Genomic DNA, 22,846 nt, shown 5'->3' on the forward strand with positions numbered 1-22,846 from the left:
GATCGAACTCCTTAGATTTTGCCTACAAGGTCAAGGCTTGGTTTAAGTGTTGCAGAACCCTCTTGCCATTTAGCTGGGCAAACTTCACCTGGGTTGTTACGTACGTATTGAGCTGCTTTAATTTTGTTAACAAGAATGCTTGCGTCACGGCCGATACCGTCAGCATTGATTTCCATAGATTGGATAACGCCGTCTGGATCGATGATGAATGTACCACGAGCAGCAAGACCTTCTTCTTCCATTAAAACGTTGAAGTTTGTAGTGATTGTGCGAGTTGGGTCACCAATCATAATGTATTCGATTTTGCCGATAGTTTCTGAGCTATCATGCCATGCTTTGTGAGTGAAGTGAGTATCTGTAGATACAGAGTATACTTCAACGCCTAACTCTTTAAGAGTTGCATATTGGTTTTGTAAGTCTTCAAGTTCAGTTGGGCAAACGAATGTGAAGTCAGCTGGGTAGAAACAAACTACACTCCATTTTCCTTTTAAACTTTCGTCAGTAACTTGGATAAATTCTCCATTATGGTAAGCATTAGCTTTAAACGGTTTTACTTCTGTGCCGATTAATAACATATTAAAATTCCTCCTAAATGTTGGTTTTGAGCATCAAAAAATAGTGTGCTCATAAAATATATTTTTTAATTAACTATAATAATTCTAATTCGATATTAATTATCATATAGAAGTGGTTATTTTGTCAAGAGAATAAACCAACTTTATATCAATTTAATTAATATTTATTCTCAATTAAGTTTATTAGAGAATGAAAAGGTAGTTTTCATGTAATCGATTTTCAACGAGTATGTAAAAGAGTAGTGCGTATGTTAGAGACATGGTGTAAGTATAAATTGATAGGAAGGGAATATTTCTTAGAAGTTGTGGATTTGAAAAGGGATTGCTTATTTCTATTTTACAAAGAATTGTGCGATAAATAAAATAAAATGAATTAGAATCTTTTTGAACATTTTTTGTCATCTCAAATATATAATTAGGAAGCATATTGCAATGGTATAGAGACATTGACTCAAGATGTTAACAAGATATAATAAAATCTAGATATACCTTTCAAAAAGAAGAAGATATAATATAGGATGAAAAAATTTCACCCTATTATTTTTTATAGCTTTTAGAAAACGCTTACAATTAGTGTGGAGGGGAAACCATGTCTAAGTTCACAAAGTATTTTTTAATGGAAGCTAATGATGTGATTGTATATGTGAAAGAGAAATTATCTAAGTTTGAGGATGCAAAGGGGTTACAGTGTAAAGAAATAGGCGATGGTAATTTAAATTATGTATTCCGCGTTTGGGATGAACAGAAGAATATTTCTGTCATTGTAAAGCAAGCTGGGGATACAGCAAGGATTTCAGATGAGTTTAAGTTGTCGACGAATCGTATCCGTATAGAATCAGATGTTTTGCAGTTAGAGGAGGAGTTAGCACCTGGGCTCGTTCCAAAGGTGTATTTGTTTGATAGTGTAATGAATTGTTGCGTAATGGAAGATTTATCGGACCACACAATATTACGTACAGCACTTATAAAACATCAAATGTTTCCGAAGCTTGCGGATGATTTAACGACCTTTTTAGTAAATACACTTTTATTAACATCGGATGTTGTAATGAATCATAAAGAGAAGAAGGAACTTGTGAAGAATTATATAAATCCTGAATTATGTGAGATTACAGAAGACCTCGTATATGCTGAGCCATTTACAAATCATAATAAGCGTAATGAGTTGTTTCCGTTAAATGAAGGATGGATTAGAGAGCATATTTATAGTGATAAAAAGCTTCGTATGGAAGCCGCAAAACTTAAGTTTTCTTTTATGACGAATGCACAGGCGCTTATTCACGGTGATTTACATACTGGTTCTGTTTTTGTGAAAAATGATTCCACAAAGGTTATCGATCCTGAGTTTGCCTTTTATGGACCGATGGGATATGACATTGGGAATGTAATGGCGAATTTAATGTTTGCTTGGGTGAATGCAGATGCGACCATGACGCCTGGCGCTGAGAAGGATACGTATATGAGTTGGCTCCAATCGACAATGGTAGAGGTAATTGATTTGTTTAAGAAGAAGTTTTTAGAGGCTTGGGATATTCATGTGACCGAGATTATGGCGAAGGAAGAAGGCTTTAACGAAGTATATTTACAATCTGTATTAGAGGATACAGCTGCAGTGACGGGTCTTGAGTTAATTCGTCGTATTGTTGGGCTAGCGAAAGTAAAGGATATTATTTGTATTGAGAATGAGGAAACACGTGCTAGAGCAGAACGCATTTGTCTTCAAGTAGCGAAGAAATTTATTTTACAGGCGAGTCAATATAAAACAGGCACAAGTTTTGTAGAAACGTTAAAAGAACAGTCGATGCAATATGCGAAGTAAGGGGAGAAGATGATGGAAGAACAATTAATACCCATTCAGTGGAAAGATAATGCTTTAGTTTTATTAGATCAAACATTACTACCGAATGAGGTGGTCTATGAATCTTTCAAGACGGCTGAAAGTGTGTGGGATGCCATTCAAGTAATGAAAGTAAGAGGAGCGCCAGCGATTGGTGTCTCAGCAGCGTATGGTGTGTATTTAGGAGCTAAGGAAGTTACTCAAGGTACGGTGGAAGACTTTATAGAGGAAGTCAAAAAGATATGTGCATATTTGGCAACATCAAGGCCAACAGCGGTAAATTTATTTTGGGCACTTGAAAGAATGGAGGCAGTCGTGACAGAGGACTCACATTTATCAATCGCTCAGTTGAAAGATAGATTGCTAGAAGAGGCAAAAGAGATTCATAGAGAAGATGAAGAAATTAACCGGCAAATTGGAGAACATGCATTAACGTTATTCCATGATGGAATGGGAGTATTAACACATTGTAATGCTGGTGCGTTAGCGACGACTAAGTATGGTACTGCGACAGCTCCAATGTACTTAGCGAAAGAAAAAGGATGGGACTTAAAAATCTATTCAGATGAAACTCGTCCTAGGTTACAAGGTTCGACGTTAACAGCATTAGAGCTACAACGGGCGGGAATTGATGTTACTGTCATTACGGATAACATGGCAGCTATGGTCATGTCACAAGGGAAGATTGATGCGGTGATTGTTGGATGCGACCGTGTGGCAGCAAACGGTGATGTAGCAAATAAAATTGGGACATTAGGCGTATCTATTTTAGCGAAATACTACAACATTCCGTTTTATGTAGCGGCACCAACGCCGACAATTGACTTGAAAACACCGACAGGAAAAGAAATTCCCATTGAGGAAAGAGATGCTTCTGAAGTGATTAATCGTTTTGGACAATATTCTGCTCCGAAAGAAAGTAAAGTATATAATCCAGCATTTGATGTCACACCACATGAAAATGTGACAGCAATTATTACGGAAAAAGGCATTGTAAAAGCACCGTTTACAGAGAACTTAAAAAAGTTATTTCAATAAGTAGATAGAATGAAAAAGTCAGTCATCATAAGCTTCATACTTAGGGGGATGTATGTATATGTTATTACAAAAGGAAAGAGAAGAAATTGTAGCGTATGGAAAGAAAATGATTTCTAGCGGTTTAACAAAGGGGACAGGCGGTAATATTAGTATTTTCAATCGCGAGCAAGGTCTTGTTGCAATGAGTCCAAGTGGCTTAGATTATTATGAAACGAAGCCGGAAGATGTTGTTATATTAAACTTAGATGGTGAAGTGGTAGAGGGAGAGAGAAAACCATCAAGTGAGCTAGATATGCATCTTATTTATTATCGAAATCGTGAAGATATAAATGCGCTTGTGCATACACATTCTCCGTATGCGAAGACGATTGCATCATTAGGATGGGAACTTCCTGCTGTATCATATTTAATTGCTTTCGCGGGCCCCAACGTTCGCTGTGCACCGTATGAAACATTTGGTACGAAACAATTAGCGGAGGCTGCTTTCGAAGGCATGATTGATCGCCGTGCGGTATTACTTGCAAACCACGGTTTAATTGCAGGTGCAAATAATATAAAAATGGCATTTACTGTTGCGGAAGAAATTGAGTTTTGTGCGCAAATTTATTATCAAACGAAAAGCATCGGAGAACCGAAGTTATTGCCAGAAGATGAGATGGAGAATTTGGCGAAGAAGTTTGAAGGATATGGGCAGCAGTAGAATGAGATAAAGTGAAACTTTAATCAGTGGGGGGTCTTACTGCCCATTAAAGCGGGATAAAAACCCCCTCAAGATTTCAATCTTGAGGGGGGTTCTTATGCCTTCTTAAGTAACAGATACATAAAGTAAGGAGCACCAATTAAAGCAACGACAATACCTGCTGGGATGCCATTAGGTTCAACGATGTTTCTTCCGATTGTGTCTGCTAGTAACAATAGCCATCCGCCAATTAAAACGGCGATAGGCACGAATATTTGATGTCTCGGACCTACTAAAGATTTTGCGATATGAGGAGCCATTAGCCCGATAAAGCTAATTCCTCCTGTTACAGAAACTGCAGCAGCAGCAAGCGCAACGGCTGCAACTAATAAGTATCTGCGTTCTTTTTCAATTTCAATTCCAACGCCGATCGCGACGGGCTCGTTTAATGCTAGAATGTTTAATCGATTGGCTTTATAGAAAACGAACGGAATTAATACGATTAACCATGGAAGCATTGCGAAAACGAAGACCCAGTCATCTCCCCAAATGTTCCCGGCAATCCACTTGGCGATAAAGTCCACCTTCATACGATCAGCGGATGAAATAAGGACAATCATCATCCCAGATAGTGCAAATGAAAAACCAATACCAGTTAATGTTAGTCGGATGGGCTGAAGTCCAGTTGATTTACTGTATGAAAATACGTAAATTAGAACAGCTGTCAGAAATGCTCCGATAAATCCAACGACAGGTAGTAAGTAAAGAAATGAACCTACATCTATTGGAAAGTATAAAAAGAAAATAGCGACAGCAACACCGGCCCCAGAGTTGATTCCAAGAATACCAGGTTCAGCTAAATCATTTCGGGTAATTCCTTGCAGAATAGCACCTGATAAAGCGAGAGCCATACCAGCTAATAATGTAATGACAATTCTAGGTAGTCTTAAAGAGTATAAAACGAACTCCTCTTTAAACGTCCCTTGTCCCATTAATGTTGGGAGTAGTCGATCATAAGATAAAGATGCTGAACCGAGTCCCATCCCAATTACAATGGTGGTGATGGTCAGTATAAGTAAAGCGAGTAGAATAAGACGTTGTTTTCTTAGCATAGATTGCATCATGAAAATGTTTTTCCTCCTTTACGTACAATGAATAGGAAGAATGGTAACCCTACAATTGCGACAATAGCGGCAACTGGTGTTTCGTACGGAGCGTTAATAGTACGTCCGATTGTATCTGCAAGTAGCATAAAGGAAGCTCCAGCAATTGCTGACATCGGTATAACAAATCGGTAATCTGGACCGACAATTGGGCGTACCATGTGAGGTACCATTAAACCGATAAATGCCATATTTCCGACAAGCGCTACAGACGCACCTGCAAGTAAGATAATAATGATAAATAGAATGGTTTTAATAACAATAATTTTTTGACCGAGTCCAACAGCAACTTCTTCACTGAAACTAAGGACCGTCAGCTTTCTTGCAAATAAGATAGCGATAAAGATGCTAATTGAAATGATTGGAATAATAATTTTCAATTGGCCCCATGTTGTTCCAATTACGCCCCCAGCAGTCCAAAGTGATACCTCTTGTGAAATTTTAAAGTAAATGCCGACGCCTTCTGAAATGGCAAGTAGAAATGCGGAAACGGCAGCCCCCGCTAATACAATTCGAAGAGGAGAAAGTCCGCCTTTTTTCACCATACCAATTCCAAATACCATAACTGCACCAATTGCAGCACCAATAAAGCAAGCAAATGTTAAGTAAAGATAGCTGATGGAAGGATTGAAGGCCAGCGTTAACGCAAGTGCAGCATTTGCTCCACCAGATAATCCTAATAATCCAGGATCCGCAAGTGGATTTCGTGTTAATCCTTGCATAATTGCTCCAGAAACAGCAAGTCCAGCTCCTACAAAAATAGCAGCTACTTCACGTGGTAAACGAATTTCGCGAATAATAGATAGTTTGTCTCCTTTAGCGGAGGAAGTGAGTGCTAACCATACATCTTTTATTGAAGTATCCGCAGCCCCTAATACCATTGCCACCATAAAAATAAGAAAGAATGCAATTATGCTCAAAATGAGTTTGTATGTAAAAACTATAGAACGTGGATTGTCGTGATCTTTTGTCATGCGTTTCACATCTTTTCTGTTCATAGAATAAAGGAAGAGGAATTCTTAATTTAAGAATTCCTCATGTTTGTATTATTTACCAAGAAAGCTCTTCTTGAAGAAGTCTAGTTGGAAATCTAATGTAAGTGGATCATTGAAATAGAATTCCATCATGTTTGCTTCGTATACGCGATTATTTTTTACTGCTGGGATGTTTTTATATGATTCTGTCTCTTGGAACGAGTTATCAGTATCTTTGTTTTTACTCACGATTAAGTAATCACCAGCAAACTCAGGTAATACCTCAGTAGATAATGCATAGTAACCTTCTTTTAATGCTTTTTCTTTTACTTTTTCAGGCATTTTTAATTTCATTTCTTGGTACAGAATTTCTGTTCCACGGCCCCAGTTCTCGCCGTATACATAAAGCTGCTTGTTGAAGTTTTCTACAACAGAAACTGTTGCATCTTCACCAATTTTTGCTTTAATTTCTTTACCAGCGTCTTGTGCACGTTTCTTGAAGTCATCAACCCAAGTTTTTGCTTCTTTTTCTTTGTTTAATAACTTACCGATTTCTAAATGTTGTGTTAAGTAATCAACTTTTCCGTAAGTGTATGTTACAGTAGGCGCGATTTTCTTTAACTTATCAACATTTTTAATATTTGATAAACCAATGATTAAATCTGGATTTAGTTCAGCGATTTTTTCAACATTTTCATCTGATACTTCAGCAACATCTTTAAGTTTGCTATCAAAACGTGGGTTTTGTTTAGACCATGAATCTACCCCAACAAGGTTTACTCCTAATGACATTACGTTACCAGCGAATGATGATAAAACAACAACACGTTTTGGATTTGCAGGAACTTCTACTTTTTTACCATCTTCAGATTGGTATGTAATTGTTTCTGATTTGCTACCTTTTGCATCGTTCTTTTTGTCCGTAGAGCCATTGCTACAAGCACTCATAACAAAAACGAAAAGAACTGTTAGTGAAATAAATAACTTTTTCATCGTCTGTCTCCTTTAAATAGATGATATGTGTATACAATAAGTTGTTTAACTGCAATCTTTTTGAAAGAGTAGTGTTAATGCAAAATGCTTATTAAAAATCTTGAATATGAGATTTTACAATATAGTATTAACCATAGTAATGAAAGAAGATGTAATCTCAAATTTGCTAATTATTAACAAGTTGATAATGATTATCACTATTGATTCTTTAAATAATATAATTTTATATAGGTGTATTGTCAATAGTAATTTTAATTGTAAATTTTGCGGAAACAGGTTATATTTTATTGAGAATGATAATCAATGATTAGTAGCTGAGGAGTGAAGGTTAATGAATAGAGAAGAATTATTTGATGTAACCGTGATAGGCGGGGGACCTGCAGGGCTTTATTCAGCTTTTTATAGTGGACTCAGAGAGATGAAAACAAAAATAATAGAATTTCAACCACAGTTAGGTGGAAAAATACATGTTTATCCGGAGAAAATGATTTGGGATATTGGCGGATTATTACCGGTTACTGGTGAAAAGTTAATTGAGCAACTTGTACAACAAGGGTTAACATTTCAGCCGGAAGTTGTATTGAATACAAAGATAGAATCCATTATTCGTAATAAAGATGGTATTTTCACGTTAAAAACAAGCACTGGAGAAGAACATTTTTCAAAAACAGTGATCGTTGCAACAGGAAGTGGTATATTAAATCCACAAAAGTTATCCATAGAAGGTGCGGAGCGATTTGAAGTATCAAATTTAAATTATACAGTTAAATCGTTAAAACGTTTCAAAGATAAAACGGTCATTATTTCAGGCGGAGGTAACTCTGCAATTGATTGGGCAAATGAGTTAGAACCAATTGCGAAAAAAGTTTATTTAACATATAGAAAAGAAGAATTATCGGGTCATGAGGCGCAAGTAAAACAACTTATGAATAGTTCGGCAGAATGTTTCTTTCATACATCGATTACAACATTAATTGCTGGTGATAACCATGAAACGATTGAATATGTAGAATTAACAAATCATGAAACAGGCGAGGTTTCTCAGTTAGCTATCGATGAAGTTATTATTAATCATGGATATGAACGTGACATTACATTGTTGGAAAATAGTGAGCTAGATGTCGCAATTGTAGATAATTACTTTATTGCTGGTAATGCAAATAGTGAGTCTTCAGTAGATGGATTATATGCTGCGGGAGACATTTTAAAGCATGAAGGGAAATTACACTTAATTGCGGGAGCATTCCAAGATGCTGGAAATGCTGTAAATAAAGCGAAACAATTTATTCAGCCAGATGCAAGCGAGTATGGAATGGTTTCTTCGCATAATGAAGTATTTAAGAAAAGAAATCGTGAATTGATTAAGCAGATGATGAAATAATAAAAAACAAGTATACCCCCATTTACTTCTCTGTTCGAATGATAAGAGAGGCAAATAGGGGTTTTCCTGTTTACTATATTTTCAATCATTATAATGACACCGGTTTCATTAGTTCATGTGAAATGAACGTTTTATTTGTAAATTTGCCTAGAAAACAATGAATCTATGTTTTGCTGACGCAGAACAGTATTATATTATGCTGTCCCTTTGGCTCTTTCGTTAGGAAATGGCATATTTAATATAGAAGCAATGTACTGTTTGCCATGCATGCGAGCTAATGATTCTAATATTTGACGGACGCGTTTTGTAAGATGTCCTTGTTCCTTTATAGCTTCACAATATGCATCATAGAAAGCGTATTTAGCCCAAAGGAAATCATCTTGTTGGAATAAAAAATGATTTTTGTACCAGTCCCTAATTGTATGGTAACAATTGTTTTCATGTATTGCTGTGCTTTGAGAAAGAATACGATCAGATAAAGATGTAGTTAAATGAGAAATTGTGTTTTCTGTTTCAGCCTGTAATGTTTTTTCTAACATTGTAATGATGTGACGAGTAGCCATATGTTAACTCTCCTTTGTGTAAATGGGTAATACCATTCTATATTTAAAAAATCCTTACTATATTATTATACAATAAATGGAATGCATCCACCTTCTTTTTAAATTGCATTTACAAAATCTTTTTTATTTGTTTACAAAAATAAAGTAAGATACAGTATATAGGAAAAAATGATAAAGGAATGAACGCGTTGTATATAACAGTAGAAGAAGCTACGGAGTATTTGAATTTACCAAAGTCGTATATTGAAGAGCTGATTCAGCAAAAGAAAGTTCGTGCGCTATTTGATGGAGAGCAATATTTATTAAATAAAGAACAATTCAATACACATTTAGAACAAATGGAGAAATATAAGCAATTAGTGGAAGAAATATTAAACGAACCAATTCCAGAAGATATGGATGTTAAAGACGAAGATTAAACGATGGGAAATCCCGTATGAAGATATGCAGAAATGTATCTTCATACGGGATTTTTTGTCTCGAAATATCAAAAATTTAAGGAGGTTTTAGGATTTTTCGGGATTTTGATAGGTAGTAGTCTACCATGTTAAAAGCATATTTTTTTCTAGCTAGGACAAACATAGAGAACGTAACCTGTACAGATACATATACTATCAGTGCAAAAGCTTATAAATTAATGGAAGGGGTTTTCTCGTGAGTATATTTCATTGTGATTTTCTGAAAGATTTAATTGGATCTTTTGTAAGAGTAAACAGGGGTGGTCCAGAATCTCAAAAAGGAACAATAGTCGCAGTATGTTCGGATTACTTTGTATTAAAGAATGAAAAAGGAGAGCTCTATTACTATCAGATTCGTCATCTGAAAAGTGTTACAAAAAATGTGAAAGATTGTAAAGTGGATGATTGCGGATGGTTTGAATGTGAGTGTGAAGAGGACTTTGAAAAACTACTCCAAAGCTTCAAATATCGCTGGGTGAAAATTAATCGTGGTGGTCCAGAGAAAGTGGAAGGTATTTTACAAGATGTTTCTTGTGAATTCGTGACATTAATTGTAAAAGAAGAAGTTATATTAGTTGCAGTATCTCATATTAAGAGTGTCACAGTAGCATGCGAAGAGAGCGAAGAAAGTAATAATGAAAGTTGTTGTTCAGGTCGAGAGCGCGCACAAAGACCATCAAGTAGAGGTAGATAATAAGAAAGGGGGATATGAATTTGGAGAATATATTATGCTGTGAGCAAATTAAATGCTTAGTCGGAGAGACTGTAAAAGTAAATCTTCGTGGACCAGAGAGTCGAGTGGGGGTACTCGTATCTTTAGGAAGAGATTACCTTACATTACAACTTCCTCTTGGTGAATTAGTATATTATCAATTGAAACATGTAAAGAGTCTAGTGAAGAAAGTGAAAGAAAGTAAATGTGGCGATTGCTATGTTTCATGTTTCTGCTCTGATGATGATACTTTTGTCGATGTATTACGTGACTTGAAGTATAAGTGGGTAAAGATTAATCGTGGCGGCCCAGAGTGTGTAGAAGGTTTATTAAGTGAAGTGCATGAAGAATGTATTACACTAGTAAACTGTGATGAAGTGATTTATATCATTAATTATCATATTAAGAGTGTGAGTCAAATAGTTAAATGTAAAAAGAATGAAGATGAATAATGTTTAATAAATAAGAGGGGCATTATGAGGGAAAGAGAAGAACAATTTCTTATTTCGATAGTATGAAAAGGAATTACTTACTATTAAGACAGAACTTTGCCCTGATTATTTTTTTAAATAGAAGATAGGAAAGAAGAAATTCATAGGAAGGAGGATATGGATGAATGAGTTAAACAAAAGGATTGGAGAAAATATATATGTTAAATTAATCGGTGAAAAAAGATTTAAAGGTGTATTAATAGACGTAGGAAATGATATCGTGGTTCTTTACAATGGACAAGACTACGTATATATATCTTTATATCATGTACAACATTATAAATTTTTACGACCACATGATGAAGAAGTATCAAAACCAGATGTGGATTCTGTAATTAAGAGAGAATCTCCTTCAATTTCTTTGAGGAAAGTATTAAGTACTTCTAAAGGGATTTTTACAGAAATTTATGTAGCAGGAAATGCTCCAATACATGGTTATGTTACAAGTGTAATGAACGATTATATCGTTTTTTATAGTCCAGTTTATAAAACAGTATATATATCTTTAAAACATTTGAAATGGTTAATTCCGTATAAAGAAAATCAAGTCCCTTATGCCCTCAATAAAAATGAACTCCCTGTAAATCCATTAAATATTACGTTAGCTCGTACCTTTGAAGAACAACTTATTAAAATGGCTGGGAAAATCATGGTTTTCGATTTAGGTGAGGAATCTAATAAGATTGGAAAGATGGCAAAGATTGATGAGGGACATATTGAAATATTAAAAGCACGTGATGCAAAAATGTATGTGAATATTCAACATGTGAAATCTGTCCATTGTCCGTAGACTAGTGGGAAGGCTGGCTTTTTCTTTTATATATGCAAAAGAAAAGGTCGAGCCTATTTATTTAGTTTGATTTGGATGTGAGGGGGAAAATGAATTGAATATAACTATATTTGTATCATTTATGAAGAGCTAGCCTTGTGCAAAATTATAAAAAACATGTACGAGCTATCTTTTGGTGTATTCAATTTATTTTTGGGGGGAGAGCTGCTTAACTAATATATTAAAGGGGTTTTGTTGGTGGAGCGGTTTCTGAATTCGTTATCGATTACATTACTTGGTAGTGCTGGTGGAGCAGCAAAAGCAGTTTTAGCAATTTTAAATCAAGCAATAGTAAATGAAAAAGACCCGATTTATGAAACGATAAAGAATGTGACATTTCATTTGGTTGATATAAAACAAAAAGATAGGAATTATTATGATGAGTTGTTTCCAAATTTAAAAGAGCAATTGTTTTTATCTGAAATAAATCTCCAAGATGTAGTGACATTTAAACAGCATTTAAAAGAAAATGGTACGAGCGTTGTTATTGATGTTTCAGGGGCAGATACAATTAGAGTATTAAGCTGTTGTAATGAACTTGGAATTTGTTATATTAATTCAGCTTTGGAAAATGAGGCAGTAGATCAGGACGATAGTTTAATTGGCTTTCAGCTCACGGAAAGATATACGCGGTTTGAGAAGGAAAAAGAGAAATTTACAAATACAAAAGCAATTATAGGCTCAGGTATGAACCCAGGTGTTGTTCAATGGATGGTTGTTGAACTTATGAGGGAACGTCCAAATGAAAAGCCAAAAGCATGTTATATAGTAGAACATGATACATCATTTTTACATGATGCAGCACTTATAAAGCCTCATACACTTTATGCTTCATGGGCAGTAGAGCGATTTTTAGATGAAGCGATATGGAGTTATCCGATGTATATGAGTCATCATCGTCCTCTTTATTTGTATGAAGATGTATATGCTTCAGAGTATAAAGTAAAGTTAGGAGAGAAAGAGTTCTATGGTTGTTTAATGCCACATGAGGAAGTTTTAATTTTAGGGAAAAACTTTAACATGGAAGTTGGGTTTCTTTACCGAATTAATGAGTATACAACAAATATAATTAGGAAAAATTTAGATAAGGTAGAAGACTTATGGAACTGGAATCGTAAAGTATTTAATCCAGCGGAGGAAGAGATTGCTGGCGAGGATCTAGTCGGTGTATTACTCGTTTATGAAAATAGCGAGACATATATGTATAACGTAATGAATAGCAGTCAAGTTTTTCATAAATATAAAACGAATGCGACTTACTTCCAAGTAGGATGCGGAATTTATGCTGGCTTGTGTAGTTTGCTGTTCGATAATTTTAAACAAGGTGCTTATTATGTAGAGGAATTATTATTAAATACAGAAAGTAAGTATGGAGAATATTTGAATTTATATATGAATGATTTTGTAGTTGGTGAAAATGACCTTACCGATGGATTACTGCATGATCGGGTAAGGTGGATATAAATTGTGATGAAAAGGAAGGGGAAATCTCCTTCCTTTGAGCGTTATAAGGTTACATATTGTCTCAAAGCAAGTTCATGTTTATCCCGCATTAACGGGGGCAGTAAGACCCCACCTCAAAATTCAGCGGAAGCGAAGAAGTTAGGTGGAGGATCAACTGTCCGTAAAAGCCCGCTTGGTGAGGGCTAATAATCAGTGGGGGATGGACAAAAACCCCCACTGATTAAAGTTTCACTTTATATGAAAAACTTTAAAAGCTAGATATATGAGGAAAGAGGAGTTTTAAAAGGATTTCCACAAATACAAAAAGAAAGAAGTCCTGCCGATACGATATTATGTTATAAGAAATTGAAAGAAATAACGGGAATTCCTTTTATATGTTGTACAGCTTGTGGAAAGTTATGCAGCACAATATAGAGTGAAATTTCAATTGCAAGTAGATGGGAATAGGAACGAAAGTGGAAATTTCTTTACCGACAGTATAATGTGCTAGAAGAAAATATTTTTCAGAAAAGTGTTCTTGTTGTGTAAATATAAACATTTTATAAAATGTTTCAAGAAGGGTTTTTTTTATAAAATACTTCGTTTATAATGGAGGAAAATATCGACATGAGATTTATTATTCATGTAACGGTTCGGTAGTATTAGAAAAAGAAGGGGTGCACGCGCATCCTTTTTTCTATGCAGATATTATGAAAGAGGTGGTATGATGGAATTAACATTAAATTCGACTGTATGCTTACACACGATTCAATTTCGAAAAGAGCAAAAGAATTATATTGTAAAAGATACAATTACAGGAGAAAAATATGAAATGCCGCCACTTTGGATTGATGCATTGGCAATGATGCGTGACGGTTTTTTATTAGGGGAAATTGAGGAGAAATTAAAAGAAGAGTATCCGGATGAAGAAATAAATATGTTAGCATTTACGAGGCAACTGTTAGAGCTAGAGCTTGTCGGAATGGTAGATGGGGAAGAAATAGCTTGTACAAAGAAGAAAGAGAAAGATTATTTAGCTTGGTTACGTCCACGTGTTGAGCAATTCCTTCTTAGTTTAAATAAAAGAAATAGAAGCAAAGGTCAATGATGATCTTTGCTTTTTTGTATAGTTTGTTTAAAAAATTACAGCGAATGCTCTTGCAAAAGCACCGTCGCTATTTTTAATTTTTAAAGGTGCTGCTGAGAAAAAGAAACGTTTCGTGTGAATGGCATCTAAGTTTGTTAAGTTTTCGATTAAGTAAATATTATTCCCAAGTAGTATGTGATGAATTGGCGATGTTTCTGTCGTTACCTCATCAGGAGAGATAAAATCTAAACCGACAGATTTTACTTTTAATTGAACGAGTTCTTCAGCTAATTCTTCCGAAAGATAAAAAGCTTCTTTCTCATATGCTTCTGTATTCCATTTAGTAGATAGATTGGAATGGAAAATGACAATATCACCTTCTTTTATGTCAGTGTTGTGTAATACTTCTTTAGGTAGTTTTCGTTCTTGTACATGAGTTACATCGATAAGAACAGCTTCGCCTACAAATTGATCTAGAGGTAATTGATCAATAGTCGTTGCGCCTGAAATGAAATGAGCAGGAGCATCACAATGCGTACCAACATGAACGACAGAATGAAAATCTGTAACTTGATAGCCTGTCTCTTCAACACTTGTAATGGCTTCTAAATTGATTTTTGGTGTTCCAGGAAATTGAGACATATTGTTTTCAAATGTTTGCGATAGGTCAATTACTTTCACTTTAAATACCTCCAAGTATATGTTTTGAAATATAAAAAACTCACCTTTCATAGTCAAGAAAGATGAGTTTTGCACACAATAGTTACGTTTTATCTTTCAAAATGCAATGCATTTTGCAGGAATTAGCACCTATTCAGTTTGTATAAACTGAGGTTGCTGGGCTTCGAAGGGCCGGTCCCTCTGCCTCTCTTGATAAAGGTATATTCAATTTAAAGTTCAGAATTTTCTTGGTAATTAAATTGTAATTCATTTCCTTTTTCTGTGCAACACAAAATAGGTATTCACCCAAATAAAGTTGCTCGCATATTGTAGCTTATGTAAATAGAATGCTGCGAAGGAGTGAGTGCAGTGACAGGGAATGTATTGAATTATTATGCTGGTGGAAATACAGCTAGAGGATTTCATAATTTATACGAAGAGAATTTAAAAGGACTAAACAGATTATTTATTTTAAAGGGTGGACCTGGAACGGGAAAATCTTCTTTAATTAAGGCAATAGGTCGTGAATGGGTTGAAAAGGGATATGATATTGAATTTTTACACTGTTCTTCTGATAATAAATCGGTTGATGGTGTCATTATCCCGAAGTTAAAAGTAGGAATTGTTGATGGAACATCACCGCATGTTATTGAGCCGAAAATGCCAGGAGTTGTCGAGGAGTATATCAATTTAGGTGTTGCTTGGGATTCAGATAAATTAAGAAAGCAGAAGGTGGAAATTGAAAGATTTGTTTCAGAAGCAAGCAAAGCTTTTCAAGCTGCTTACGCTCGTTTTAACGAGGCATTAGTTATACATGATGAGTGGGAGAAAATATATATTGATAATATTAATTTTGATAAAGCAAATGAACTAACAGATCAGCTCATTCAGAAATTATTTACAGATAAAGTTGGGGAACAATCGCTTGTGAAACATCGCTTTTTAGGGGCAGCTACACCGAAAGGTGCAGTTGATTTTGTTCCTAATTTAACAGAAGGATTATCACATCGTTATTTTATAAAAGGACGCCCAGGCTCTGGAAAATCAACAATGCTCAAAAAATTAGCTAAGGCAGCAGAAGAAAAAGGATTTGAAGTTGAAGTATATCATTGTGGATTTGATCCAAATAGTCTTGATATGGTGATCGTAAGAGAATTAGGATTTGCAATTTTTGATAGCACTGCGCCACATGAGTATTTTCCGAGCCGCGAAGGTGATGAAATTATAGATATGTATGCTTTGATCGTGACACCAGGGACAGATGAAAAGTATGCGACAGAAATTCGTGATGTGTCGATTCAATATAAAGCAAAAATGAATGAAGCGATGTCTTTCTTAGCAAAGGCAAAATCAGTTCGTGATAAATTGGAACGAATTTATATTGCTGCTATGGATTTTTCAAAAGTAGACGCATATAAAGAGGAGATTCAAAAAGAGTTTGAACGAATTGCGGTTAGTGTAACAGAAAAGAACAAGTAAAAATAAGAGGTTTTGACAAGCTGTCGGAAATTTTCTGACAGCTATTTTAGTATGTAGTAAACTTAGTAGTATATTTGTCGAATTTCCAAGGAAATAATCAAAAAATGGAGAGGGTATGAAATGAGAGAGAAAATTAGAGCGGAGTTAGCAAGAATTGAAAAAGAGAATGATGTGAAAATTTTATTTGCAGTAGAATCAGGGAGTCGTGCTTGGGGATTTCCATCAAAAGATAGTGATTATGATGTTAGATTCGTTTATATGCATCCAGTAGAATGGTATTTATCAATTCATGATAAACGAGATGTAATTGAGTATCCGATTAGTGATGATTTAGATATAAGCGGATGGGATATAAAAAAAGCGTTACAATTATTTGTAAAGTCAAACCCAGCTTTACTCGAATGGATACGATCACCAATTTTTTATTCGAAAAACTCTAATTTTCCAGAGCAACTTCAACAAATAAGTGAAAAGGATTTTGATCCAAAAGCAACGATATATCATTACTTACATATGGCATCAAAAAATTATCGGGAATTTTTGCAAGGTGAGAATGTAAAGTTGAAAAAGTACTTCTACGTATTACGTCCTATTTTAGCTTGTAAGTGGCTAGAAGAGAAAGAGACTTTACCACCTGTAGAATTCGATCGATTAATTACAGAATTATCATTAGAGCGTAGCGTATTAGATGAAATTGAACAATTGCTAATAAAGAAAAAGGCAGGTACTGAACTAGATATTGGATTAAAAATTGAGGTGTTGAATCAATTTTTAGAAGAGCAAATTCATTACTATCAGCAATATGTAAAAGGAATTGAAAAGGGATCAGGAATTGATATTGAGAGTTTAAATACGTTGTTTCGAGATACGTTGTTTGCAGTATATGAAAAAGAGCACAAATGAGTTTTGAAGTGACCCCTAAAAGTTAGACACGGTTATTTCATTAGGCAGCTTAATAAAAGTGAGTCCGGTATTGTACCGGGCTCATTTTTATTTTGTAGGGATAAAGAAAACAGATATAGCTGCAAGAAGACCTGCAAATGAGAATAAGTAAAAATTCCATGCTAAGTCGTATTGCATTGTCATAATAATACCGACAAGAATAGGACCAGCAATTGCACCAATTCGGCCAAGTCCAAGTCCCCAGCCTAACGAAGTAGCCCGAATATGGGATGGGAAGTATTGTGTTACATATGCATTTAATATTTGAGTAATGCCGACTGATCCAATTCCAGCAAGACCAATTAAAAGATAGATGATTGTAATAGATGGTTTAATTGTTAATAGTCCAATACATATAGCTGCCATAAGATAAGAGCTGCTAATAACAATTTTAGATCCAATACGATCCGCGATTGCTCCAGCAAATAATGCACCGATAGCGGCAGTAATATTTAGCATAAGTAGAAATGATAAACTAGATCCAAGAGGGTATCCTGCTTGGCGCATCATCTGCGGTAACCAAGTATTTAAACCATATATTAAAAACATCCCCATTATATAAGTGATCCAAAAAAGCAGCGTTGCTTTTCTGTATTCTTTCGAGAATAAAATAAGGAATCCGTTTTTCTTTCGTATATTAGATGGAGGTTGATGAGTTTCATCGTTTTTATGGAATTCAATTTGAAAACGATGAAGGATTTTGTCTACTTCTTCCTGGCGATTACGTGATAATAAAAATTGAATGGATTCAGGTAAATAACGGATAATGAAAGGAATGAGGAGCAGTGGAATCATTCCGATGCCAAACATAGTTCTCCATCCGAAATCCTCTAACATAAACATAGACAAAATAGCGCCTAATACGATCCCTAAAGGATACCCAGTAAACATAAGAGCATAAATAAAAGATTGCCGCTTTTTTGGTGAATATTCAACGGTAAGTGCTGAAGCTGTTGGAATAACACCGCCTAACCCGATTCCTCCGATAAACCGAGATAAACCAAATAATTCGGGAGAAGGAGCAAGTGCAGCAAGACCCATTGTGATAGAAAAAAGTGCTAAACAGCATATAAGCGTCCATTTTCGCCCAATTAGATCTGTAATGGTTCCAACTAGAATAGCGCCAATAAACATTCCAAATAAAGCATAGCTAGCAATTGTCCCAGCGTGTGCCGGTGAAAGTGCCCAGTTTTTGTCTTCTAGGAGCTTTGGTAGAACGGCACCGTAAATACCTAAATCATATCCATCAGCTAGAATGGCTAGCCAACAAATAAATACAACAAGTTTTGTAATAGAGCTCGAAAAGATAGTTTCTGTAGATTCTAGATGAGGTGGAGCTGAAGGTTGCATAATATTCACCCCTTTTAATTTGTAGATGAATATATTATTTTATTTGGTGTTAATATTTTCCTTCTTGTACCGTGATTTATCTGAAAAGGTTTTATAACAAATAAAGAAGTTCAACAGAAAACCTGTTGAACTTCTTTATTTACTCATTATCAACTCGTTTTAACGGTTGATCTGCTGGACCTTCAATAACATCTCCCTTAATCGAAAAGCGTGAACCGTGGCAAGGACAGTCCCAAGTACAATCACCATTATTCCATTCAACTTCGCAGCCGAGGTGTGTACAAGTAGTATCGACAATATGTAATTTTCCATCTTTATCTTTATAAGCACCGGCTCGTTTCCCGTTAACGTGCACGACAGATCCTTCACCAACTTCGAGATCTTCTGGTTTACGTAATGCAGTTTCAATCTTTCCTTCAATTAAATGTTTCGCAACATCAAGGTTTTGGGAGAGGAACGTTTTTATATCTGGATTTGCATGGAAGCGTGATGGTGCATACAGTTCTTTATATGGACTGTGTACTTTTAGAATGGAATCCTTCAGTAAATGAGCGGCAGCAGTTCCAGTTGTCATTCCCCATTTACGATATCCAGTTGCAACAAATATGTTTGGATTGCTCTCGTTAATATGTCCAATATAAGGGAGCTTATCTAGCGTGATTAAATCTTGTGCTGACCATCTATAAGGAACTTCATCTATTCCAAACGTTGTTTCCGCAAAAGAATAAAGTGCTTCGTAATGAAGCATCGTGTTTATTCCTTGTCCTGTTTTATGACTTTCTCCGCCAATTAAAATTAATTTTTCCCCATTGTTTGTTGTGTAACGTAAGGAGCGTTTTGGGTCATCAATACTTAAATACATGCCACCTGGATAATCTGTTTTTGCTTTAATAGCAAGAGCATAAGAGCGTTCTGCGTACATTCGCGTAAAGAAAAAGCTATTCGCATCATAAAAAGGAAAATGTGAACAAGAGACAATATATTCACAAGTGATGCGATGTCCGCCTTTTGTAATGACTTGTGGATAATCACCCTTTTCTACATCAATAGCTGTAGTTTGTTCATAAACTTTTCCACCCATCTCCACAAACTTTTCTAAAAGTGTTTTCAAATAAAGAAGGGGATGGAATTGTGCTTGATTTTTCATGACAAGTGCAGATTGTACTGGAATTGGAATCGATAGAGATTGAACATAGTCACAAGGTATATTTAATTTTTGATAGGCTTCATATTCTTTCGATAAATTTCTTAATCCATTATCAGTAGTTGTATATAAATATGAATCTTCATTTGAGAAATTACAGTCGATTTTATATGTTTGCACAGTTTCATTAATAAATTGTAGAGCATGATTATTTGCTTCATAGTAAAGCCCGGCTTTTTCCAAACCGAAATGATTTATTAATTCATCATAAATAAGATCATGTTGAGCTGTTACCTTTGCTGTTGTATGTCCAGTTGTTCCGTTTAAAATAAGACCAGAATCAATTAAAACAACATCGATGCCTTCTTTCGCAAGTAAATAGGCAGTAGTAATACCTGTAATGCCAGCACCGATAACAGCAACTTTCGTCTTTACATTTTCGGATAAAGGGGGAAAAGCAGGGATTTGAGTAGATTCAATCCAATAAGATAATGGGAATTGTGGAAATGTATCGCTTGTCATTATAGAAACCTCCCGATTTTAGAACAATTTTCCTTTTAATATTTCCATAAGTTATGAAATTCATGTGTGCTGTTTTACAGAAAGGCTATTTTCTATTAAAAGAAAGATAAAATTATTTTAATATAATTATTGGTGTTGTTGGTATGAAGAGATAGGAGTTGTGTAAAGCTAGATTTAGGTGAGTATATTTGTTGTTTACCCAGAGATTTCTTGAATAAGATAGGGTCTATAGTATATGAGTGTATGTATATGGATAATGGATGAAACCTTATAAAATCTATGTTTTTTCTTTAGTGGAATAAAGTATAATTATAAAAATATAACCAACTTTTATTACTAGGTCATAAAAGTTGTTGACAATATGGAAATTCTATTGATATGATTCATCATGTGGAAAGGTTGATAGAGAGTAAAAAGAGAAATGTTTTTCATTGATAATAAAAGCGAAAAAATAAGTGACGATAGAGTGAGTATATTTTCCTTATACATAGATGCTTTTTAATCAGCTAGTAAAATCAATCTGGAAGCAAGAATTGATATATGTAAGTTGCGCAAGACGCGGCATAAGAAAGGGGCAAAAGGATGAAGGAGCTTCATACGTTTGGGTGGTATGCAGCACGTGTATCACCACATTTGCCGAAAAAAGCATTCAAACCAGTTCCTACTCGTTTATTTGGTGGACTGGCTTATTTGCTTGTGGCATTGGCGGGATTAATATCGATTGGTGTATTTGAATTGAATGTGTGGGCGAATCTAGGAATTGCGATTGTTCTTGGGTTATGTTTTGCTTCACTTGGGTTTTTAGGACATGAAATTTTACATGGAACTGTTGTAAGAAAGGCATGGCTTCGAGATTTCTTAGGAGCAATTGCGTTTATGCCATTATCAACAGGACCTAAACTTTGGAGAAAGTGGCACAATGCAACGCATCACGTTCATACACAACATGAAGAGAATGATCCAGATGCATGGCCTACACTTGAGAAGCTTAAGAAGAGTAAGTTTTTGAGCTGGGTATATCGTATGCCTCTTCATGTACGTTCATTCTTTAGTTTTCTGTCACTAACCATTCAATTTACATTGCATTCGACTCGAATGTTCTTTCATTTTATAAAAGAATTTAAGTCATCCAATCAAAAATCTGTATGGCTTCAACTTCTTTTGCCTTGGACAGTTTGGATTAGTTTATTGTTTATTATGGGACCTGGAAAATGGTTATTTGCATATGTGATTCCGTTATTAATTGCTAACTTTATTGTAATGGCATATATTGCAACAAATCACCGCTTAAACCCAATTGTTCCAGTAAATGATCCGTTAGCAAACTGTTTGTCAGTAACAGTGCCGCGTTGGGTAGACGTTTTACATTTCAATTTCTCATATCATACAGAACACCATCTGTTCCCTGCTATGAGCTCTAAATACTATCCGTTAGTAAAAGAGAAAATTAAAGAAATGTGGCCAGAACGCTATCATGAGATGCCGATGACAAAAGCTTTGGCAGCGTTATGGAATACACCACGTGTGTATTATCAAGGAAGTGAATTAGTGGATCCGCATAGAGAGCATTTCTATGGTTCCTTAGGAAATGGACTAGATCCTCATAATATTTCATATCGTGAGGAACATATAGGGGAAGAAGAGAGTATTAAAAAAATAAATCAGTAAAAATAAATATATGTTGCAGTGAAAAAGCAAGCCATCTCAGGCTTGCTTTTTCTTATAAAGAAACTTCCTTTTTATTCTTTGTATGGACCTGGACAGAGTTAGTTTCTTTTCTTTGTAGTCGTTTTTCCAGAAGGTTAACAAGGTAAGTGAATAGGAGAACAAGCACGAGATAATATAAACCAACGATTATGTATGTTTCTAATTGTTGGAAGTTACCTGCAGCAATAGATAAACCTGATCCCCATAATTCGGACATTCCTACGTAAGCAACAAGTGAAGAATCTTTTAATCCAATAATAAATTGATTTCCTAAAGGAGGAAGAGATTGACGAAATGCTTGTGGTAGTACAATACGGCGCATCGCTAAAGGGTAAGGCATACCTAGAGAACGAGCAGCTTCTAATTGTCCACGGTCGACAGATTGGATGGATCCGCGGAAAATTTCAGTAATATATGCACCGTTATGGATTGCTAAAGCAATTGCTCCTGCCCAAAAAGGAGTAAAAACAACAACGGATGTAATCCCAAAATAGAGAATGGCAATTTGAACAATTAAAGGTGTACCACGAATAATGGCGATATATACATGAGCAATACTATTTAAAACTTTATTGTTAGAAATCCGAAAAAAAGCGAATAGTAATCCAATTAGTGAACCGAGTAATAGGGATGTTAGTGTTAATTGTAATGTGACAATAGTAGCTTTTAAGAGTGTGGGATAAGTAGACATAAAAATTTCAAACATATGTGTCACCTCATATTGTATGGATTTTGGTAGGGAATGAAATACCCCACTGATTATTATCTCGCACCAATTGGGAGTTTTACTGCCCATAAATAGCGGGATAAAAAGTGGGG

The 22,846-nt window shown here is 35.2% G+C and carries 23 protein-coding genes and 1 riboswitch; of the genes, 14 read left to right on the forward strand and 9 right to left on the reverse strand.

The genetic code is table 11. From position 1 onward, the window contains the following. Nucleotides 1-11: 11 nt before the first annotated feature. Complete coding sequence (gene ahpC, locus Q9B79_RS22740; RefSeq protein WP_000924422.1) at nucleotides 12-575, reverse strand: alkyl hydroperoxide reductase subunit C; 564 nt, start codon at nucleotides 573-575, stop codon at nucleotides 12-14. 589 nt (nucleotides 576-1,164) lie between these two features. On the opposite strand from ahpC, the gene mtnK reads away from it, so the two are divergent. From mtnK to Q9B79_RS22755, 3 genes are read left to right on the forward strand one after another with little or no spacing between them, the layout of a single operon-like run. Next, a complete protein-coding gene (gene mtnK / locus Q9B79_RS22745) occupies nucleotides 1,165-2,394 on the forward strand; it encodes an S-methyl-5-thioribose kinase (RefSeq protein WP_306187862.1) in 1,230 nt (409 codons plus the stop codon). 12 nt (nucleotides 2,395-2,406) lie between these two features. Then, nucleotides 2,407-3,450: an S-methyl-5-thioribose-1-phosphate isomerase gene (mtnA, locus tag Q9B79_RS22750; protein ID WP_306187864.1), complete on the forward strand. Its 1,044-nt coding sequence runs from the start codon at nucleotides 2,407-2,409 to the stop codon at nucleotides 3,448-3,450. 58 nt (nucleotides 3,451-3,508) lie between these two features. After that, complete coding sequence (locus Q9B79_RS22755; RefSeq protein ID WP_098670388.1) at nucleotides 3,509-4,150, forward strand: L-fuculose-phosphate aldolase; 642 nt, start codon at nucleotides 3,509-3,511, stop codon at nucleotides 4,148-4,150. A gap of 95 nt (nucleotides 4,151-4,245) precedes the next feature. On the opposite strand, the gene Q9B79_RS22760 is transcribed toward Q9B79_RS22755, so the two are convergent. From Q9B79_RS22760 to Q9B79_RS22770, 3 genes are read right to left on the reverse strand one after another with little or no spacing between them, the layout of a single operon-like run. Next, complete coding sequence (locus Q9B79_RS22760; RefSeq protein WP_306187869.1) at nucleotides 4,246-5,253, reverse strand: FecCD family ABC transporter permease; 1,008 nt, start codon at nucleotides 5,251-5,253, stop codon at nucleotides 4,246-4,248. Then, a complete protein-coding gene (locus Q9B79_RS22765) occupies nucleotides 5,250-6,290 on the reverse strand; it encodes a FecCD family ABC transporter permease (protein WP_306187871.1) in 1,041 nt (346 codons plus the stop codon). Before Q9B79_RS22765 ends, Q9B79_RS22760 begins: the two co-directional genes overlap by 4 nt. Nucleotides 6,291-6,338: 48 nt before the next feature. After that, entirely contained in the window at nucleotides 6,339-7,259 is a 921-nt protein-coding gene (locus tag Q9B79_RS22770) for an iron-hydroxamate ABC transporter substrate-binding protein (protein WP_306187873.1), read from the reverse strand. Nucleotides 7,260-7,590: 331 nt separating this feature from the next. Here Q9B79_RS22770 and Q9B79_RS22775 point away from each other — a divergent pair, with 331 nt between their 5' ends. Next, nucleotides 7,591-8,640, forward strand: coding sequence for an NAD(P)/FAD-dependent oxidoreductase (locus Q9B79_RS22775; protein ID WP_306187875.1), 1,050 nt, complete (start codon nucleotides 7,591-7,593; stop codon nucleotides 8,638-8,640). 194 nt (nucleotides 8,641-8,834) lie between these two features. Here Q9B79_RS22775 and Q9B79_RS22780 read toward each other — a convergent pair whose 3' ends face one another. Continuing rightward, nucleotides 8,835-9,203, reverse strand: coding sequence for a hypothetical protein (locus Q9B79_RS22780; protein ID WP_306187878.1), 369 nt, complete (start codon nucleotides 9,201-9,203; stop codon nucleotides 8,835-8,837). A 179-nt stretch (nucleotides 9,204-9,382) separates the two neighbouring features. Between Q9B79_RS22780 and Q9B79_RS22785 the strand changes: the two genes are divergently transcribed. The 7 genes from Q9B79_RS22785 to Q9B79_RS22820 all read left to right on the forward strand — a co-directional run bounded on the left by Q9B79_RS22785 (nucleotide 9,383) and on the right by Q9B79_RS22820 (nucleotide 14,244). Further along, nucleotides 9,383-9,622 (forward strand): helix-turn-helix domain-containing protein, encoded by a 240-nt coding sequence (locus Q9B79_RS22785; RefSeq protein ID WP_306187880.1) that lies wholly within the window; start codon nucleotides 9,383-9,385, stop codon nucleotides 9,620-9,622. 235 nt (nucleotides 9,623-9,857) lie between these two features. Next, nucleotides 9,858-10,355: a spore coat protein gene (locus tag Q9B79_RS22790; protein ID WP_306187882.1), complete on the forward strand. Its 498-nt coding sequence runs from the start codon at nucleotides 9,858-9,860 to the stop codon at nucleotides 10,353-10,355. Between the two features lie 20 nt (nucleotides 10,356-10,375). After that, complete coding sequence (locus Q9B79_RS22795; protein WP_306187885.1) at nucleotides 10,376-10,825, forward strand: spore coat protein; 450 nt, start codon at nucleotides 10,376-10,378, stop codon at nucleotides 10,823-10,825. 160 nt (nucleotides 10,826-10,985) lie between these two features. Further along, nucleotides 10,986-11,654 carry an LSm family protein gene (locus Q9B79_RS22800; protein ID WP_263703271.1) on the forward strand — a complete coding sequence of 223 codons (669 nt, stop codon included), beginning with the start codon at nucleotides 10,986-10,988 and terminating at the stop codon, nucleotides 11,652-11,654. Between the two features lie 237 nt (nucleotides 11,655-11,891). After that, entirely contained in the window at nucleotides 11,892-13,157 is a 1,266-nt protein-coding gene (locus tag Q9B79_RS22805) for an S-adenosylmethionine decarboxylase related protein (RefSeq protein ID WP_306187887.1), read from the forward strand. 3 nt (nucleotides 13,158-13,160) lie between these two features. Further along, nucleotides 13,161-13,343 carry a hypothetical protein gene (locus tag Q9B79_RS22810; RefSeq protein WP_306187889.1) on the forward strand — a complete coding sequence of 61 codons (183 nt, stop codon included), beginning with the start codon at nucleotides 13,161-13,163 and terminating at the stop codon, nucleotides 13,341-13,343. Between the two features lie 520 nt (nucleotides 13,344-13,863). After that, nucleotides 13,864-14,244 (forward strand): hypothetical protein, encoded by a 381-nt coding sequence (locus tag Q9B79_RS22820; protein WP_306187892.1) that lies wholly within the window; start codon nucleotides 13,864-13,866, stop codon nucleotides 14,242-14,244. 27 nt (nucleotides 14,245-14,271) lie between these two features. Here the strand turns inward: Q9B79_RS22820 and Q9B79_RS22825 are convergent, their stop codons facing one another. Beyond that, nucleotides 14,272-14,904 carry a cyclase family protein gene (locus tag Q9B79_RS22825; protein WP_306187894.1) on the reverse strand — a complete coding sequence of 211 codons (633 nt, stop codon included), beginning with the start codon at nucleotides 14,902-14,904 and terminating at the stop codon, nucleotides 14,272-14,274. Between the two features lie 86 nt (nucleotides 14,905-14,990). Then, nucleotides 14,991-15,103, reverse strand: a riboswitch (SAM riboswitch). 149 nt (nucleotides 15,104-15,252) lie between these two features. On the opposite strand from Q9B79_RS22825, the gene Q9B79_RS22830 reads away from it, so the two are divergent. Together Q9B79_RS22830 and Q9B79_RS22835 are read left to right on the forward strand one after the other, a co-directional pair. Further along, on the forward strand, nucleotides 15,253-16,362 hold the full coding sequence (locus Q9B79_RS22830) for a PRK06851 family protein (RefSeq protein WP_306187896.1): 1,110 nt from the start codon (nucleotides 15,253-15,255) through the stop codon (nucleotides 16,360-16,362). Nucleotides 16,363-16,482: 120 nt separating this feature from the next. After that, nucleotides 16,483-17,265, forward strand: coding sequence for a nucleotidyltransferase domain-containing protein (locus Q9B79_RS22835; protein WP_306187898.1), 783 nt, complete (start codon nucleotides 16,483-16,485; stop codon nucleotides 17,263-17,265). Between the two features lie 87 nt (nucleotides 17,266-17,352). Here Q9B79_RS22835 and Q9B79_RS22840 read toward each other — a convergent pair whose 3' ends face one another. Both Q9B79_RS22840 and Q9B79_RS22845 read right to left on the reverse strand, forming a co-directional pair. Then, nucleotides 17,353-18,654, reverse strand: coding sequence for an MFS transporter (locus Q9B79_RS22840; RefSeq protein WP_306187900.1), 1,302 nt, complete (start codon nucleotides 18,652-18,654; stop codon nucleotides 17,353-17,355). Nucleotides 18,655-18,793: 139 nt separating this feature from the next. Continuing rightward, a complete protein-coding gene (locus tag Q9B79_RS22845) occupies nucleotides 18,794-20,320 on the reverse strand; it encodes an FAD-dependent oxidoreductase (protein WP_306187903.1) in 1,527 nt (508 codons plus the stop codon). 582 nt (nucleotides 20,321-20,902) lie between these two features. Between Q9B79_RS22845 and desB the strand changes: the two genes are divergently transcribed. After that, on the forward strand, nucleotides 20,903-21,988 hold the full coding sequence (gene desB, locus Q9B79_RS22850) for a Delta(10) desaturase DesB (protein WP_306187905.1): 1,086 nt from the start codon (nucleotides 20,903-20,905) through the stop codon (nucleotides 21,986-21,988). Between the two features lie 52 nt (nucleotides 21,989-22,040). On the opposite strand, the gene Q9B79_RS22855 is transcribed toward desB, so the two are convergent. Further along, a complete protein-coding gene (locus Q9B79_RS22855; protein ID WP_306187906.1) occupies nucleotides 22,041-22,733 on the reverse strand; it encodes an amino acid ABC transporter permease in 693 nt (230 codons plus the stop codon). Nucleotides 22,734-22,846 lie beyond the last annotated feature (113 nt).

Source organism: Bacillus sp. MHSD_36 (genome assembly GCF_030757775.1).
Taxonomy (GTDB): Bacteria; Bacillota; Bacilli; order Bacillales; family Bacillaceae_G; genus Bacillus_A.